This window comes from Francisella sp. Scap27 (assembly GCF_013394105.1).
Taxonomy (GTDB): Bacteria; Pseudomonadota; Gammaproteobacteria; order Francisellales; family Francisellaceae; genus Francisella; species Francisella adeliensis.
The window spans coordinates 1,093,692-1,110,645 of record NZ_CP041326.1; the positions used below are offsets into that span (position 1 = coordinate 1,093,692).

Genomic DNA, 16,954 nt, shown 5'->3' on the forward strand with positions numbered 1-16,954 from the left:
CAAAAAAACAAATAAAAGAAAAGAAAAAGAGAAATAAATAAATTTAAAGCTATTAAGACGCAGAACTTATACCAGACCAATTTTAGATAAAGCCTCTTTAGATTGTAAAATAGCAGCATCAATACTACTAGCCTTTGATAAAATTACTCCCATCCTGCGTTTACCATGAATCTCTTTTTTACCAAAAAGCCTAACTTCCGTATTGTCTACTTTTAATGCTTCTTCGACACCTTCTACCTGAGGGTTCGAAGTATCTCCTTCTAAAAGAATAGCTGCGGATGCTGATGGTGCTAAAAGCTCAACTTTAGGAATAGGTAGCCCAAGTATCGCTCTTAGATGTAATTCAAACTCATTAATATTTTGTGACGTCAACGTTACCATACCGGTATCATGTGGGCGTGGAGATACTTCATTAAAAAACACCTCTTCCCCTCTTATGAAAAGCTCAACACCAAAAACTCCAAAACCGCCCAAGGCTTCTGTTACTTTAGTCGCTATATGCTGAGCCTCTTCAATAGCTCCTTGTGACATAGCTTGAGGCTGCCATGATACTCTATAATCTCCATCTTCCTGAGTGTGACCTATAGGTTCACAAAAGCTTGTACCTGCCTTATGTCTGACTGTAAGAAGAGTAATCTCATAATCAAAATCAATAAACTGCTCAACGATTACGCTTTTAGTATTGCCCCGTGCTGCACTATGAGCATATTCCCAAGCATTTTCTACACTTGCACAATCTTTTACTATAGACTGCCCTTTACCTGATGAACTCATCACTGGTTTTACCACAAATGGTAGCTTCACTTCTTCTACAGCTTTGAAATACTCATCTTTTGTCGATGCAAATCTAAACTTTGATGTAGCTAAACCTAGCTCTTCTGATGCAAGTTGTCTTATGCCTTGTCTGTCCATGGTTAGCTTTGTAGCCATTGCACAAGGTATTACATTAAAGCCCTCTTTTTCTAGCTTAACTAATACATCTGTATTTATGGCTTCTATCTCTGGGACTATGTGTGTGGGTTGCTGTTGCTTTATTAGGTTTTCAAGCTGTATTGCATCTTGCATATCTATAGTGAAGCTTTGATGGGCTACTTGCATTGCAGGAGCATCTTCGTATCTATCAACTGCAATAGTTGAAATTCCTAGCCTTTGAGCAGCTATGATAAACTCTTTGCCAAGCTCTCCTGAACCGAGTAACATTATTTTAGCACTAGAAAGTTTACTATTCACACTGTTCAACCTCTAACAAATATAATTATAATAAACATTATAGCAATATTTTAAGCATAGTGATAAGTGCTTATAGCTTCTAAAGATATGCTTGATAATTTTTTGCATTCAAGATCCGTAACTTTATCACTATCATTATTATTTTCTTCTGCTTTTTCAAAAAGATAATTACTTGCAACAGGAGGCTTGCCATTTGTTGCAATCGTTATGTGCTGATACTTATTTGTGGAAGGAATTTTTTCGCCTTTTGAATTATATAAGTAAACTAAAGCAGCCTCGACACCAAAATTTTTCGACCAACATAGCTTGTATGGTTTGATAGTCATTTTATCTTCAGCTGGCGCTAACTTTTCATATTTAGCAAAGATAGTTTTATTTGGAGCATATGTTATGGTTGTATGATCTAAATAATCATTTTTTTTCAACCCTGAATTAGAAAATTGTAACTGCCCTACTTCTTTTTCAAGTAACTCCCTAGATTGAGGAGTTAGGTCGGCTGAAATATACAGTGGTATTTTTTCAGCATAACTAATAAATGATAAAAAAACACCAACACTAAAAACAATCGTTTTGTTCATAATATACAAGTTTGAAATAGCATAGGCTCTAATATAAAAGAAAAACAAATATTTTAGAAGAGTTTTTTTATTTAGAAAACAAAGCTCCCAACAACATAAGTTTCAACAATTACTTAGCTATCTGTTGTTACAACAATTACTTAGCTATCTGTTGTTACAACATTTATATCATTTTGCTTAACATGAAACTTATAGCTTGCCATACTTTTATAGTCCGCAACATCAATAGTATCATTAGCTTTTGCGATTACCCAGCTTTGACTTTTAGCATATTCTTTTAATGTTTTACTACCAAGATAATCCACTTTTTTACTACTATTAGGATTTACTATAACTTTTAAAGCACTACTATAGTTAAGCATTTCCACATCACTAGTACTATTACCTGCCGCCAAAATAGGCTTAGCTTTTATGATAATTTCTATAGCATCTACCTTTCCATCATCTTGCGAGATAGGCAAAACTATTTTATTTGTAATAACTCCATTACTAACTACAGATTTAACTCCGATAATATGAGTAACTGGTATATCTAACTCTGCTGATAAAAATCCTTGGTATAAAAGCTCTGGTGAAGCACTAACAATCCAAACTTCAAAACCATAACTCTTCAAATCTTGAATAAGCACTTTGATATTCGAATAGATTTTATCTCTATAATATTTGTTAAAAGTTTTATTACCCAACTCAGTAACTTCTTGAGGTGTTAGTCCAGAAAAGTAGTTTACTCTTTGAGAAAGATAATCTTTGGATGTATTTGAAGTAGAAGTCATTTCCTTTATCAAATCTAGTTTTTTACCAGTGTGATTAATCGCATAATCAAATAGAGCTTCATCTGCAAGATAGTATGGAACTTGACCTATAACAGTCCCATCAGCATCAAATGTAGCAACCTTTCTGCCTTCGTAGTTTTCGTACTTTTCCAAAGTCTGCTTTATTCGCTGATTATCTTGAGCTGATATTCCTGGAACATTTTGATAAGCAGGTACTGCATAAGCAACAACTGAAATAGTTAATAAAATTAATGTGATAAGTTTTTGTTTCATGGAAGTTTTGAGTAAAGCTTATATACCACGATGATAATATATAAACCCAAATCGATAAAGATATTTATTTAGAAAAACAATCAGATTAGCATCAAGGAATTTTTAGAATAAAAGGATTCTCTAGCTTACTTTAAATAGCTCTTACACTAACGTAGAGTTAAAATCTAAAGGTGTTTTTTCTGTTAAGAAGTAAATAAAAGCTAGTAACAAGATTGTAACACTTACCGTTACTACACCAACCCATCCAAACACTACAAATACCCATGCTCCCAAAGCTGATGCTACAGATCCTCCCAAGAAAAAGGTAGCCATATAGATACCATTAATACGACTTCTAAATGCGGAGTTAAGTAGAAAAATCTCTCTCTGCCCTAAAACAAGGTTTAGAGCCGTAGCAAAATCAATTAATATCGCCGCAACAGTTAGTGTGAAAACAGCTACGACAGATCCTGACTGACAAAACAATGTTAGCCCAAAGGATATCATTGCTATTATCATTGCATACTTGGTACCCTTTCTAACCTTGTCTTGGTCTGCCATTTTACCTGCTAAGGGTGCCGCAATAGCGCCAGCTACACCAGCCAGTGCAAATAATGCAACACCTTGATGGCTAAAATTAAATACTGGACTTAGCAACAATAATGGCGAGGCTGTCCAAAACAAGCTAAAGCAACCAAACATTGCAGCTTGATATATAGACCTTCTTCTAAGTACAGGCTCGCTTACTACAATCATTTTCATAGATTTCAAAATCTCTAAATATTTAAGGGGATTTTTAGGATGTCTCTCGGGCAGTTTGAACCATAAAACCATCAACAATATAAACATTAATATAGCTGAAAGAATGTAAACAAACTGCCAAGGAAGAAATTCGCTTATAAAACTAGAGGCAGGGCGTGACATCATAATACCAAGCATCAAACCACTCATCACATTCCCTACAACACGCCCTCTTTCAGTTGCTGCGGCTAAGTGAGAGACATATGGAACGATTACTTGTACAGCAACAGCACTAACTCCCAGTAATAGTGAAATAATTAAAAAAAGAGATGGTGAGGTCGTTAATGTAATAGCTATAGTTATAACTATTGAGAGAATTATCAATGAAAGAATCAATTTCTTATTTTCGTATTTATCAGCAAGGGGGACTAAGAATACTAGCCCTACCCCATAGCCTAGTTGCGTTATAGAAACTATAAAACCAGAGGATTTAAGCGACATATTTAATGTGTCGCTAATTACTGAAATAATAGTCTGGGAGTAATAAATATTTGCAACAATTACGCCACATGAAACAGCTAACAAAAAAATCAAATTTTTCGATATATTTCGCTCAACACACATTCAATTTAAGGATTAGAATTACGTCTTAGAAAGATAATAGTGTACAAACTATCATTTATAAAGAAATTTATTTAGAAAAAGAGATATCCCCATTAGTGTCTACATCAACGATTATTGTTTCCTCAGCTTTAAATTCACCATCAAGGAGCTTCATTGCTAAAGGGTTTTCTAGGCTATTTTGAATAGCTCTTTTTAATGGTCTTGCACCAAACACAGGATCAAACCCTGCATCAGCAAGCTTAGTCATAGCTTTATCGGTTACTTTCAAGCCAATATGCAAATCTGCTAAACGCTTTTCTAATCGTTTGATTTGTATTTTAGCTATTGAAGCTATCATTTGCTTGTCTAATGGCTCAAACACTACAGTGTCATCAATTCTGTTAATAAATTCTGGTCTAAAGTGACTTAGTACCATCTCCATCACAGCAGATTTTACAGTTTCATAGTCATCACCCTGCATTTCTTGAATCTTATGCGAACCAAGGTTTGAAGTCATTACTATCACAGTGTTTTTAAAGTCAACAGTGCGACCTTGACCATCTGTAAGACGACCATCATCTAAAACTTGCAACAAGATGTTAAATACATCTGCATGAGCTTTCTCCACCTCATCAAGAAGTATTACAGAATATGGTCTTCTTCGCACATGCTCTGTCAAATAACCTCCTTGCTCGTAGCCTACATAGCCCGGAGGAGCTCCAATAAGTCTTGCTACAGAATGCTTCTCCATAAACTCAGACATATCTACACGAAGCATAGCATCTTGGTCATCAAATAGAAATTCTGCTAGTGCTTTTGTAAGCTCTGTCTTACCTACACCTGTTGGGCCTAAAAACATAAATGAGCCAATTGGTCTATTTGGATCAGACAATCCAGAACGAGATCTTCTAACCGCATTTGATACAGCTGTTATCGCTTGGTTTTGCCCTATCACTCTTTTATGCAAGAAGTCTTCCATCTGTAAGAGCTTATCTTTCTCGCCTTCCATCATCTTAGAAACTGGAATACCTGTAGCTTTTGAAACTACATCTGCAATCTCATTTTCTGTAACTGATGTTCTAACTAGCTTATTTTCACTTAGATCAGAAGCTGTCTCTTCTATCTGCTTAATCTGAGCTTCAAGCTCTGGAATTTTACCGTATTGCAGTTCTGACATCTTATTTAAGTCGCCAGCTCTTTGATACTTTTCAAGCTCAAACTTAGCTTTTTCAAGTTTTTCTTTCAGCTTGCTTGTACCTTGCATTTTTAGCTTCTCTGCTTTCCAAATCTCCTCTAAGCCCTTGTACTCAGAATCTAGACCTTTTATTTCAGTTTCAAGTATCTTCAAACGCTTTTTCGTAGCGTCATCTTTTTCTTTTTTAAGTTGCTCGCGCTGCATTTTTAGCTGGATAATTCTTCTATAAAGTGTTTCCATCGCTTCTGGCTTTGAGTCTATCTCCATACGAATTTGACTTGCTGCCTCATCCATCAAATCAATAGCCTTATCTGGTAGCTGTCTATCTGTTACATATCTGTGTGATAATGTAGCTGCAGCAACTATCGCAGAATCTGTAATATTTACTTTGTGATGTAGCTCATACCTTTCTTTCAAACCTCGTAATATAGCGATAGTATCTTCAACCGTAGGCTCTTCTACTAACACCTTTTGGAATCTTCGTTCTAGTGCAGGATCTTTTTCTACATTTTCACGATACTCATCTAAAGTCGTTGCTCCTACACACTTTAGCTCTCCACGAGCTAGTGCGGGTTTAAGCATATTACCAGCATCCATAGAGCCTTCTGACTTACCAGCACCGACCATAGTATGTATTTCATCTATAAATAAAATTACATTACCATCTTGCTTAGATAATTCTTTTAGCACAGCTTTTAAACGCTCTTCAAAATCACCTCTAAACTTAGCACCTGCTAGCAAAGCACCCATATCTAGCGATAGTACTTTTTTACCTTTTATCCCTTCAGGAACCTCATTATTAATTATGCGTTGAGCAAGACCTTCAACTATAGCTGTCTTACCTACACCTGGTTCTCCAATAAGAACCGGATTGTTTTTTGTGCGTCTTTGAAGAACCTGTATAGTTCTACGAATCTCGCTGTCTCTTCCTATAATAGGGTCAATCTTGCCTTTTTTTGCTAATTCAGTTAAATCAACTGTGTACTTAGCCAATGCTCCTTGCATTTCTTCTTGATTTTGACTACTCACTTTTTCTCCCCCTCGGTAATCCGCTACCGCTTTTGTGATTTTATCTTTTGTAAGCTCAAAGTTACCATACAGACTTTTTAAGCTATTATCATCCAATGACGCTAGCAAAAATACTTCACTAGCAATAAATTCATCACCATTTTTATCTGCAATTTGTTGCATTTTATGTAATGTATTTATCAGATCACGTGATGCTCCAATCTGAGGGTTGCCATCACTACCTAGTGTAGCTACAGAATCCACCTGTTTATTTATAGCTTTTATAAAAGCTTGCGTATCTATACTGCATACATTTAATATAGCACTAACTACACTATCATTTTGCTCAAGTAATGCTTTAAGTAAGTGTGCAGAAGTAAATTCTGTGGCCTTTTGCTGAAACGCATAAGACTGTGCTTCTGCTAAAGCTTCTTGCAACTTTGTTGTAAATTTGTTTATATCCATCTTAACTTCCCTTTTTTATTAACTTTATACTATAGATTTAAGGGCAAATAATTTCTTTTCAAGCCATAATCTTTATATATCAATAATTAACCTACTATAAGTAAAGAATTATCATGAAGGAAACATCCACTTTTATCAAAAAAATAAAGGTGGAACTTATTTATTTGTATGCCAAGAAAAAAAGACTATAAAACTACAGTAGGTCTATAGTAGTCTCTTAGCTTATCACGATGAGAAATTATAGTAACCAATGCTTGTGAGGATCTTTCCTCATTGTTTGTCATCCCTACCTCAAAATCTAACGTTGCCTCTGTAAAGCAGTCTAACACTTTTCTAAAGAGTTTGACTCCTATGCCTACTATTGGTGTGGATGTAGTAGTTTTTTCAATTATTTTTAATACATTTACACTCACCAAACTACTATCTCCTGCCTTCAAAGAAGCTGTTCCAGTAGATAAATCGGCTCTTAACCCTATAGTAAACTTAGCAATATTTGTATTAGTAGAGTTTTCTTGTTTTAACACTCTGAACCCAACAAACTTTTCTTTGGTGAACCCGGGAGTATTTTTACATTTATTCTGTAAATGATTATAAAGCCTACTCACATCCTTTTTGATAGCTGCATCGTCTTTATTACTATTATCGACATCTATTATATCGCCTATAGAATCTTTATCAGCCTTCCAGCAAGACTCTATAACCAGTGATGTAGTCATTCCTAGCTTTTCCACATTACCTACAAGATCATTAAAAAGTTCAAAATCTCGCTCGTTATTGAGGTATTCTAACCAAGCTACAAGTGGAACCCCACTATTAGCACATGCTGTCTGCATATTCTGCAAGCTCTCAATAAAACCATTAAAATTAACACATCCCTCAAAAAAATGTTTAAATGCATTCTTTTCATCTTGACCATCAAACTTGATATTTTGAGTCAGTCTTTCATGGTCAAACAAACATAAGAAAGAGATAATGCTATTAATCATCTTTAAATGCTCATCTGAAACTTTAACGCCATTTAATTTTTCCTCTTTTATAAAAAGCTTTTTAAGCTCTAAGAACCTAATTAAAAAAGTACTTCTTAATCTCATAAACCTTAAGGCAGCTTTATAACGCGTAAACTCATTTTTATTACTCGAGTTATGATAATCTGCAATTATACCAATGTATGCAGAAAACTCTTGCGATAGAGGATAATCTAATTCTGTAAGCTTATTTTTGACCCAATAGCTAAAGTCCCCTTCCGTGCCACGCCATCCTGAACTCTTCCATTGTATTTTTCTAAGATTAACGACCCCTTTTAAGGCATCATTAACAATCTTATCTAAAGTAACATCTAACTTCTGTCTTAAGCGCAAATTACTATCTAGCCCACTATTGATATACTTTGTGCATCTTTTTACTAACGAATAAAAAATACCTATATTCAAATTGCTATTTAAATCATTATCTTTAATTATTTTAAGGATTTCTGAGATATTATTATCTGTATATGTATATTTTCTCAAATGCTCAATATAAGCAATAAAATTTTTATATACTGAGATATCAAAAGATGAGCCGAAAAAGATAGCCGAGTTAGAGCTACACTCATATTTTTCATCTTGATTTTTATCTAATAATCTTGACAGAGATATATAACCGACATTATTTGTAGATTTAATCCCTAATGATGCTTCTGAAGCGAAAAACGCATCAACTGTATCTTGATTTTTGAAATCTTTTTTGACATCAATTTTGTTCTCTTTAAAGTATGCCTCTATCTCTTCTCTGATATTAGCTTTACTTCGTGTGTTTGCATGATCTAAAGTCTTTGTTTTAGTATGGCTTTTACCATCCTTATCTGAAGATACAAGACCTGTAAGTATTGAAGCTTTTTTTGAACAAAAGAATGAATTCTGGGAATCTCCAGACATAGTTATACCCGCATCAAAATCCTGAGTATAATTAATAACTGTGTTTTGAAGCAATATAGTATCCGTATCTCTCGTATCTGTAGCATCATCAAACCCAAAGATGTCGGCCACATTACTTTCACTTTGTGCAAGAGATGGTGCACTAACAGAGCTGCCTGATGGAGCACTTTTAGCTTCACCAGATAGTGTTTTAAGGAATGTTTCTCTATCTAAGTTTCTACCTGCCACATCATCAATATCTATACCGTCAACACTAAAGGAATTAAGGTTTGCAGACTTATTTAACCCTGCAATCTTATAGTGATCTTTTAGCTGTGTGTTAGCTGTTTTCTTATCATATTCCTTAATCAAATCCTGGTGTCCATCAAGTTTGCTCGATGGCATCAAGTGTCTTTTATCGAAAGGTATTGCTAAGCTTATATTTCTAGTTTTTGAATATGACTTTCTATCAAAAATACAAAATCTTGCTTCAACCTCAGTTTTAAATGTATCTATGGTGTCATAAACAGGGTTTAATTGCTCAGATAATGTTCCTTCTCTACCAGTAAAATCTAGTTGGATATCCTCATCATACTTTTTTATAGCTTCCCTATATTTTTTTAAGTCTTCTGAATCTTTAATCTGTAATGAGCTTGTAGAGTACCCACTCTTAGCACTAGCTTCTCCCAGCTTAATATACGCTCCAGACTCAGTGGTTCTGATATTTAAAACAGGGTCAGACAGACCTTCTTTTTGTAGAGATCCTGTTATAATATTATGCCTTTGTGTCTTACCACCTTTAATAATATTTCCCGTATAAGCATGCTGAAATTTTTCAGTTGAATACCCTGCTTTTTGTGAAGAATACCCTCTATATATGTCATTAGTAAAAAACAGACGATTAATATCTTCTAGGGCTGTATTTTTTATAGTTGTATTTCCCTCAGATATAACATTAGGTATTACCATTTTATCTGTGGTACTGATCAGCCTATAACAAGTGCTATAGTACCTAACCTTGCCCTTAAAATTAATAAGGTTCAAAGTAGCCATTGCTGACCAGTTAGAAGCCATTATTTCAGCTATTCTATAGCCATCTTCATCAACCTTTTGTCCTTTTTCGTCATATCTAAGTTTTCCTTCACTATCTTTAGCTTGTCGTTTTTGGGCTACAGGCTTATAGCTAACACCACCTCCAATGGTTAAATCTCCTTTGACATCTATATAGTAGCATATTCCACTCATTGCTAGATACACAGGCATAATTTTCCCTGTTGGCTTAAAGTTTTCTCCATACTCGGGCAAAGATGTCCATAAGCAGACATTACCATAACCTCGTATTGATCCTGCAAAATCTAACCCTCCAGATACTCCAGCATTAATACTAAATGGTTCTGGTGAACTTTTATCTTCATCTGACGCGGCGCTTATAGGATCTTTTATTACATTTTTGATAGTTTTTACTAGCTTAGAAGCACTTGCTTTTAGGCTGGTGTTTATTTTAAGTATCAAGGGATTAACTGTATTTATATATGCTATATTACTAGCCCCTAAGTCTTGGTCATTAGACTGCTTTATAAAAAATTGATACTTTTCATCTAAAGTAATATCTTTCCAGGCACCTATTCTTTTTTCACTCTTAGGAAGTCTCCAAGTACTGAAAATACTTAACTTTTGAATATCGTTTAAGTTTTTTTCATATATCTCTTTAGCAATAGCATCATAACCCTTATCCATAGCATCATTCAATGAATGTTTTTGTCTAATAACAATTTCATCCTCGAAATATGCTTGTCTAGCACGACTATTTAAGAAGTAGGCTTTCAAAAAGTCTTTTTTACCCTTAAAAAAACCATCATCCCCATATGCATGCTGTGTGCTATCCTCAAAACTATATCTTTTCACTATATCATCAACACTTTCAATTTCACTTGGGTCCGCGTTGAGTCTTTCATACTTTGCCATAAACTCTCCTTTTTTACTTTAAACTTTAAATTTCAGGTAAATCCCTAAATTTTATTTCACAAACTATAATCTCCTAAATAAAATGAAGAATTTTTAGCTGTCTTAGAAAGGTTGCTAGCCTCAATTTTTAATTTAACTCCTAGACACTCTACCTGAGCTTGCAATTTTTGGAGTCTTTCTATTACCGTATCTAAATTGTTTTTTTGACTCGACCAAGATGAAAAAAACACCTTTATACTCACAATATGCATATACTGTCGTCGATATGTACCTAGATAAATGCTGTCAATATATGATTTACCTACCATACTAGGTTTGTTTGCCACTACCTCAATCTTTCTCTCATAATCAACTATTGTTGTATAATCTTCAGCGAGCTGCTTATAAGCCGTTGTCATAATATTTGCGATTGTTAACCTATGCTTAAAAGCCTTTAAATATATATTGTCTTTGGTCAATTGTTGGAAATAGCTGCTACCAAAAACATATCTGTAAAGTAAATTTTTCACACCGATTTTAAGAGAGCTAAGAGCATTTGTTAAGTCGTTTTTTTCATATATAAGATATTTTTCATGAAGAGGTGCAAAGACCTTTATTTTAAAAACATTTATAGCAACATAAGTTGTTTTACCCCTACTCCAAATATCGACAATAGTCGCATCTTTGACTGTATCACCATAAACAGGCTCTAGCCTAATATTTTTAATTTTAATATGGTTGCTTATTAATACATATAACAAATTATTAACAGATAACTGTCTAACATAGGGTTTTAAATCTGCAATAATTTTTTTCATACTCTAAACCTTAAAAATCGAAAACATCATCTATTTCATCGTCTACTTTATCATCAGCTGAAGCTTGTGCTGCTTTACCTTTGTCTTTAGAAACATTATCCATGTTCGCAAAATTCACATCGAATAAACTGTTGCTAGAGCTATCTCTTTTAACAGGCTCTTGTTGGCTCTCGTAGAAATGCTCATTTGCACTAGGCATTCCTATGACATTATTTTCGGGCATTTTCTCATAATCACTTAAAAAGCTTTCGTAATCAATTTGATACATTTTTTTAGCGATGTTCCATTGAGCACTTGTTGAATAAAAATCAATGCTTTGTTGAATTTTTTTAACCTCAGGTGCAACTTTTTTATATAATGAGAAAAACACCTCTGGAAAATATTCTTTAGGGTCAAAATCCTCCAATAATTGTTGAATATCCTCGTAAACTATTGCTGTTTCAAAAAGCCTATCCTTATCAACCAAACTCTTTAAAACTTCTATCTTCCCTAGTAAAGTTTGCCACTTATATGACTTATAATTAGAAAGAGGCATAGAAGTATTAGAGTGCTTATCTTTGTCAGCTTTTTCGGTATCTGTAGCTTCTTCATCTTGTGACTGAAGAGCTAAACTCTCCTTTTCCTTTCTATCATGTAGATATTTAAACTTATTGATCGTATTAAGAAGATTTTTTTTAAAGCTATCATCACAAATTAACCCCAGCTCTTCAAAAACACCTACAAAATCTTCCAGCTTTGTTAAAAAAACCAAATCTATTAATCTTGCATCATCATCTTCAGCTTTATAGACTTCTTGAAGATTTGATTCCATAAACATTAAGAAGCTATGACCTGCTTTTTCAGAAAGCGTTTTTCTTTGATTTACGTTTGCTGGACTTAGTTCATTAAATGACAACTTCAAATAATCATTGTAATCAGATAATAGCTGAGATGTTTTTTCATAATCGCCAAGATGCAAACTTAGCTCACTATTAAGAGCTAAAAATAAAGTATAGATGTCTATAAACCCTTGGCTATCTATTAGCTCTACAACTTTGCTTAAGTACAGCTCATACTCTGCATTTTCATATAATCCATAAAGTTTAATGTTACTTATTGGACTAATACTCTCCTTAAGCTCTAATGTCTTTCCTTTTAACTCATCGATAACCTTACTCATCTAAAAACTCCTTTAATAAACAAAATATAAAAGACTCACACCGAACAATACTAATGGAATACATAGCTTGAGAGCACTTTTCTTAAAAAAGTTAGGCCCCTTCTTGGGTCTTTGAGTATTATTTGCATCATAGAACTTAGAGGTATCATAGTCGTTTTTATTTACAACCAATGAAATCTTTTTCATATATGAAAGGAAAACTCTATCAAACTTATTATCATAATACTGACCAAGAAAACCTTCATTAAGTATAAAGTACATTGTTTTATAACAGATTGAAGGGTATATCTCATCAGACAATAAGCTATCTATAATCTCAAAGACATATTCTCCTCCATCTTTTCTGTGATAATATTCCAACTGCAATAATGTCCAGTTAAAACTTGCACTATCATTCTCATACTTAAACATGATTTTCTCATCAACATACGATAGTAATGGAAATACCACAAATTTTGAAACTGTCTCACTATATTGTTCTTGAAGCTCTTCTTGCAGAAAAAATACATTCTTACGCACTTCATCTCTAAAAAAAGCTATTCGCTCATTATCAAGCTCTGTTTCCTGAACGATCTCATTTGTTTTTTTAATCACTTTTAATACTATTTCTAATTCTTTAAGTTTGGACATATCTCGCCTACCTTCCCTCATTAATTGAAAACTCTTTTATATAAGTAAAAGAGTTAATATTTATAAATTGACACACCATTCTAAGAATTGATCTAAGAAAAAACTTAGATTCTTTAGAGTATTTATTACTTGTAATTATCATTAAATGATTGGTTATCACATCGACATCAATATCTTGTATAAGCTCTGCAAAAAGATCCATCTTCTCTTTTGGAAGATCCAACAGACTCAAGATACTTAGAAATGTAGATTTCATGTATATATTATTTGAAACTAACTTATCTACTAAGTTAAATATAGTTGCTGAAGACTGATTAAAATTGCTTTTGGATGGTAAGATGCTAATTGGCTTAATCTTACACTGCGTTGAGGCAATCAAACTAGAATTAACTTCAATAAGATTAGATAAGTCTAGATCTTGTGTCCATGTTGCATAGACATGAATTTTAGTATTATTGTTTCTATTTGCTAGGTCTGGGAAAACAACATTATAGTCAAGATTATGCTTGGAAACATTGAAATAATATTCATTAGCTCCTTCAAAATAAAAATTATTAAACTCTGCGATCTTATTGTTTTCATAAACTGAATTGATGGAAATAGGTATAGCACTTACATCTTGATCATGCTTTATAACTGCTTGAGAAAGTAACTTATTTGCATAAAAACTATATGAGTAATCATCAAAAAGATTAAACACAGGTACGAGGTTAATCTTAAATAAGTCATCTATTTCGTGTAAACCATAAGCTGACACATTTACTTTAAAGTAAAGAGTAATTCGCTTGACTTCATCAGACTTATAACTAAATAAATTTTCAATTTTAATATTAAAACCATGACAAATAGATCTTGAATGAATTTCTATAGCAATATTTTCAATAGGCTTAAGCTGATATCTCAACTTAGATAAAAAAATCTTTTTAATAGCTTCACTTCCATCACTATAAATAACCTTTGCAAAAATATCTGTTGTTTTCGAGTTTAAAATCTCCTCAAGAAAACCATCTATTGAGTAGTTTTCTCGATTAGATAGGTTTGGATTTATCCAAAGATTAAAACTATCATGCTCAAAGCTATTTTTGAGCCTAATCTTAACAGCCAAGTTATTATCATTTACCTTATAACATTGTACTTTCTCAGCAGGAAGAATATTTGTTTCCATCCTTGGAGTATAAGTGAGAGAGCGTTCACTTTTTTTATCATAAATAAAAAACTGCTCATCTGGGACAATCCTATAGCTTGAGTAATTTGAATCCTCAATCTGAAGCAAACAATGCTTTGGTATGAAATAAAATAAATTATTATAATATTTATATAATAAACTATTACTATAGTTATTAATTCTATCATCTAACTCAGTTTTTATATTTTGAGCTATATTACTAAAAGTTTCTGTTAACATAGCAGTCTCAGATGAAGTAATATCTTGATTTTTATCATCAGTCATAAACACACTCCTATGTTGCTTTTGCGTTGAACTGTCCAGGAGAGATGAAATTAACCATTCCTCCAGCAGCAAATGTACACATAGCTTTACTATTCATTGTTGTTATCGGCATTTTCTCTAACATCGTCGTTGGACTTGTGGGTATAAATGGTGTTAATGTCGGTATACATGGCCATGGAAAAACAAATGGGATTTTTGCTGGGTTTGCTGGGTTAGTACATGCTCCAAAAGGTAATATATTCACTCCTATCTTAGAGTCACTAATATTTGAGCTTGGTAAGCTGCTTGTAAGTGTCGTTGCCCTTATACTCAAATAATTAGAGGGCGCAATACCAAAACTACACATAAGCATTCCCCCCATTACAGATGTTACTTGAGAGGCTGCTCCTCCTGCACTAATGCTGACTGGAGAAACTATAGTCTTTATATTATTAAGCTCAGTTGCTAAATCATTGATTTTATTAGCCAAATCTGAACTTTGAGACTGTAGTTTCTTTGTATTCTCTATAGCATTCCTTAAATCATCAAGCATATCTATACCCTCCAATATTCTTCATAAATATCATTAATTCGCCCAAATATAGTTTGCTGATCACTGAAGTCAATGCCGCTTAGCTCTTGATGAATTTTTGCTGATAATGGTGGGATTTCATAAAGGTTATAAAGCTTAGCTTGCGTATAATATTTCGAGATTAATAAAGAGTGTGTCAGCTCTTTAGCACTTGATGTAGCATTATCATAAGCACCTGCATCAATATACTTATTTATTTTTTTTAACACTTGCTTGCTGTCTATAGCCTTGCTTTCTTTTGCATGCTCTACCATTAAATCTTTATAGTTTTTCTGCTGAAAACTAGAAGCTATCGTCTGTAGTCTGTATATAAAATCTCTCTTCTTTGAAAATACATCTTCTTCAGCCTGCAGGCCAATATAAGTTTCATCAAGTTTTTTCATACATTGCATAAGCTTTTCTATATTCGCTGCATACGATGATTGGTTAGCTATTTTTAAACTTTTTACAGTATCTATAAGCACCTGCTCAAATTCAAAAATACTAGTTAGTTGGCTTGTTTTTTTAGAATAAAGCAAGTAATTAATATAACTTGCTGAAGCCACATTCTTATGAAAATAAAAATTTATTAAGGCTGATAATTCTTCTGCGGAATAAACTGTTTCCTCATTTTTCCCAAAAACATCTGTAAACGGAGTAGCTTGCTTACCCAGTTGCTGATGAATATGCTTAATATCCGGCAAAGCCTTAGAGGTCATCGCAAGCCTATTTATAAATGCGTTAAAACTACTTCTATCTACCTCTTGCAGCTGATCATTCAAGTCCAAAATATTTGACTTTATATCAAAATCCAAGAAATATTGAGTTGCAACAAATATTGAGTAATCTAGTTTTTGCTTGACTGCGCCATTATCCTGATACTCCAAACTTAATTTATTTATGACTAAACTGCTTTTTGAAACCGTTGAAAAAAATAATTTTTCATCCTCTGAATGCACCTGTTGGTAAGCCTTCAAATAAAGAGCTTCACTATCAGAAATAGTTTTATAATCTATTTGATATGATTCTGTTTTCTTTGAAATCACTAGTTGAACAAGTTCAGCTATAGGATTATCTTTAAGAGGAAAATACTGCTTTACTGAATAAGAGTTTTTAGCAAACGTTTTAACCCTAGTCATCAAGCAACTAAAAGCTTCTAAAAAATCATTTAAATTCTGTTCCGAGTGGAACTTTGATGCTAATTTAACAATTTTCACTTGAGCAACATCATAACTATTAAAACTTTTTTTTCTACTAAGAATATATTTAGCAAAATCATGGCAGTTTTTATTTCTAGCAGCAATAATTAATTCTTCAAAAGAATCCTTCAAAAGCTCTTGATAGTGCTTCAACTCGACTTTCAATCGCTTTAATAGCTGCAAAGTCAGAGTACAGTCAGCCACATATATGTTGATAATATGGTTTTTTATGTTTGTCGAACAGCTCACCAACTTGGGGCACGAAACTAATGATGTTGCTACTCTAACTTTCTCAATTAGAATAATCGTACTATAAACATCAAAACGAGTAGCAAAGAGAGTCATTCTTTCTAAACTGCTTACAACATAGTTTATCTCAGACACATAATTCTGATATTCCTGAGCAAAATACTTGTCTATATTTTGATACAAAGTTTCAAGATTATCTGAGCTGCTATTCATCT

12 protein-coding genes are annotated in these 16,954 nt (G+C 33.3%); all 12 read right to left on the minus strand.

All coding sequences use genetic code 11. The features are described from left to right. Positions 1-66: 66 nt before the first annotated feature. Entirely contained in the window at positions 67-1,230 is a 1,164-nt protein-coding gene (gene purT / locus FLM55_RS05370) for a formate-dependent phosphoribosylglycinamide formyltransferase (RefSeq protein ID WP_256868847.1), read from the minus strand. Between the two features lie 50 nt (positions 1,231-1,280). Beyond that, entirely contained in the window at positions 1,281-1,808 is a 528-nt protein-coding gene (locus FLM55_RS05375; protein WP_178948358.1) for a hypothetical protein, read from the minus strand. Between the two features lie 140 nt (positions 1,809-1,948). Continuing rightward, positions 1,949-2,854, minus strand: a complete 906-nt coding sequence (locus tag FLM55_RS05380) for an HAD family phosphatase (RefSeq protein WP_178948359.1) — start codon at positions 2,852-2,854, stop codon at positions 1,949-1,951. A 141-nt stretch (positions 2,855-2,995) separates the two neighbouring features. Then, positions 2,996-4,168: an MFS transporter gene (locus FLM55_RS05385; protein WP_256868848.1), complete on the minus strand. Its 1,173-nt coding sequence runs from the start codon at positions 4,166-4,168 to the stop codon at positions 2,996-2,998. Between the two features lie 97 nt (positions 4,169-4,265). Next, entirely contained in the window at positions 4,266-6,845 is a 2,580-nt protein-coding gene (gene clpB, locus FLM55_RS05390) for an ATP-dependent chaperone ClpB (protein ID WP_178948361.1), read from the minus strand. 185 nt (positions 6,846-7,030) lie between these two features. Next, positions 7,031-10,705: a hypothetical protein gene (locus FLM55_RS05395; RefSeq protein ID WP_178948362.1), complete on the minus strand. Its 3,675-nt coding sequence runs from the start codon at positions 10,703-10,705 to the stop codon at positions 7,031-7,033. A gap of 56 nt (positions 10,706-10,761) precedes the next feature. Next, positions 10,762-11,502, minus strand: a complete 741-nt coding sequence (gene iglJ / locus FLM55_RS05400) for a type VI secretion system baseplate protein IglJ (RefSeq protein ID WP_178948363.1) — start codon at positions 11,500-11,502, stop codon at positions 10,762-10,764. Positions 11,503-11,512: 10 nt separating this feature from the next. Further along, positions 11,513-12,661, minus strand: coding sequence for a type VI secretion system protein IglI family protein (locus FLM55_RS05405; protein WP_178948364.1), 1,149 nt, complete (start codon positions 12,659-12,661; stop codon positions 11,513-11,515). Positions 12,662-12,673: 12 nt separating this feature from the next. Beyond that, a complete protein-coding gene (locus FLM55_RS05410) occupies positions 12,674-13,291 on the minus strand; it encodes a DotU family type IV/VI secretion system protein (protein ID WP_112870848.1) in 618 nt (205 codons plus the stop codon). A 7-nt stretch (positions 13,292-13,298) separates the two neighbouring features. Then, the gene (iglH, locus tag FLM55_RS05415) at positions 13,299-14,741 is read right to left on the minus strand and encodes a type VI secretion system baseplate subunit TssF/IglH (protein ID WP_178948365.1); all 1,443 of its coding nucleotides are present in this window, start codon (positions 14,739-14,741) and stop codon (positions 13,299-13,301) included. 10 nt (positions 14,742-14,751) lie between these two features. After that, positions 14,752-15,273 (minus strand): type VI secretion system PAAR-like protein IglG, encoded by a 522-nt coding sequence (gene iglG, locus FLM55_RS05420; protein ID WP_178948366.1) that lies wholly within the window; start codon positions 15,271-15,273, stop codon positions 14,752-14,754. A 2-nt stretch (positions 15,274-15,275) separates the two neighbouring features. Continuing rightward, the gene (locus FLM55_RS05425) at positions 15,276-16,952 is read right to left on the minus strand and encodes a hypothetical protein (RefSeq protein WP_178948367.1); all 1,677 of its coding nucleotides are present in this window, start codon (positions 16,950-16,952) and stop codon (positions 15,276-15,278) included. Positions 16,953-16,954 lie beyond the last annotated feature (2 nt).

Bases quoted from the DNA above. Each gene is read 5' to 3' on its own strand.
- iglJ (WP_178948363.1), bottom strand. From the start codon at position 11,502: ATGAAAAAAATTATTGCAGATTTAAAACCCTATGTTAGACAGTTATCT.
- FLM55_RS05380 (WP_178948359.1), bottom strand. From the start codon at position 2,854: ATGAAACAAAAACTTATCACATTAATTTTATTAACTATTTCAGTTGTT.
- FLM55_RS05395 (WP_178948362.1), bottom strand. From the start codon at position 10,705: ATGGCAAAGTATGAAAGACTCAACGCGGACCCAAGTGAAATTGAAAGT.
- FLM55_RS05425 (WP_178948367.1), bottom strand. From the start codon at position 16,952: ATGAATAGCAGCTCAGATAATCTTGAAACTTTGTATCAAAATATAGAC.
- iglH (WP_178948365.1), bottom strand. From the start codon at position 14,741: ATGACTGATGATAAAAATCAAGATATTACTTCATCTGAGACTGCTATG.
- FLM55_RS05405 (WP_178948364.1), bottom strand. From the start codon at position 12,661: ATGAGTAAGGTTATCGATGAGTTAAAAGGAAAGACATTAGAGCTTAAG.
- FLM55_RS05375 (WP_178948358.1), bottom strand. From the start codon at position 1,808: ATGAACAAAACGATTGTTTTTAGTGTTGGTGTTTTTTTATCATTTATT.
- iglG (WP_178948366.1), bottom strand. From the start codon at position 15,273: ATGCTTGATGATTTAAGGAATGCTATAGAGAATACAAAGAAACTACAG.
- clpB (WP_178948361.1), bottom strand. From the start codon at position 6,845: ATGGATATAAACAAATTTACAACAAAGTTGCAAGAAGCTTTAGCAGAA.
- FLM55_RS05410 (WP_112870848.1), bottom strand. From the start codon at position 13,291: ATGTCCAAACTTAAAGAATTAGAAATAGTATTAAAAGTGATTAAAAAA.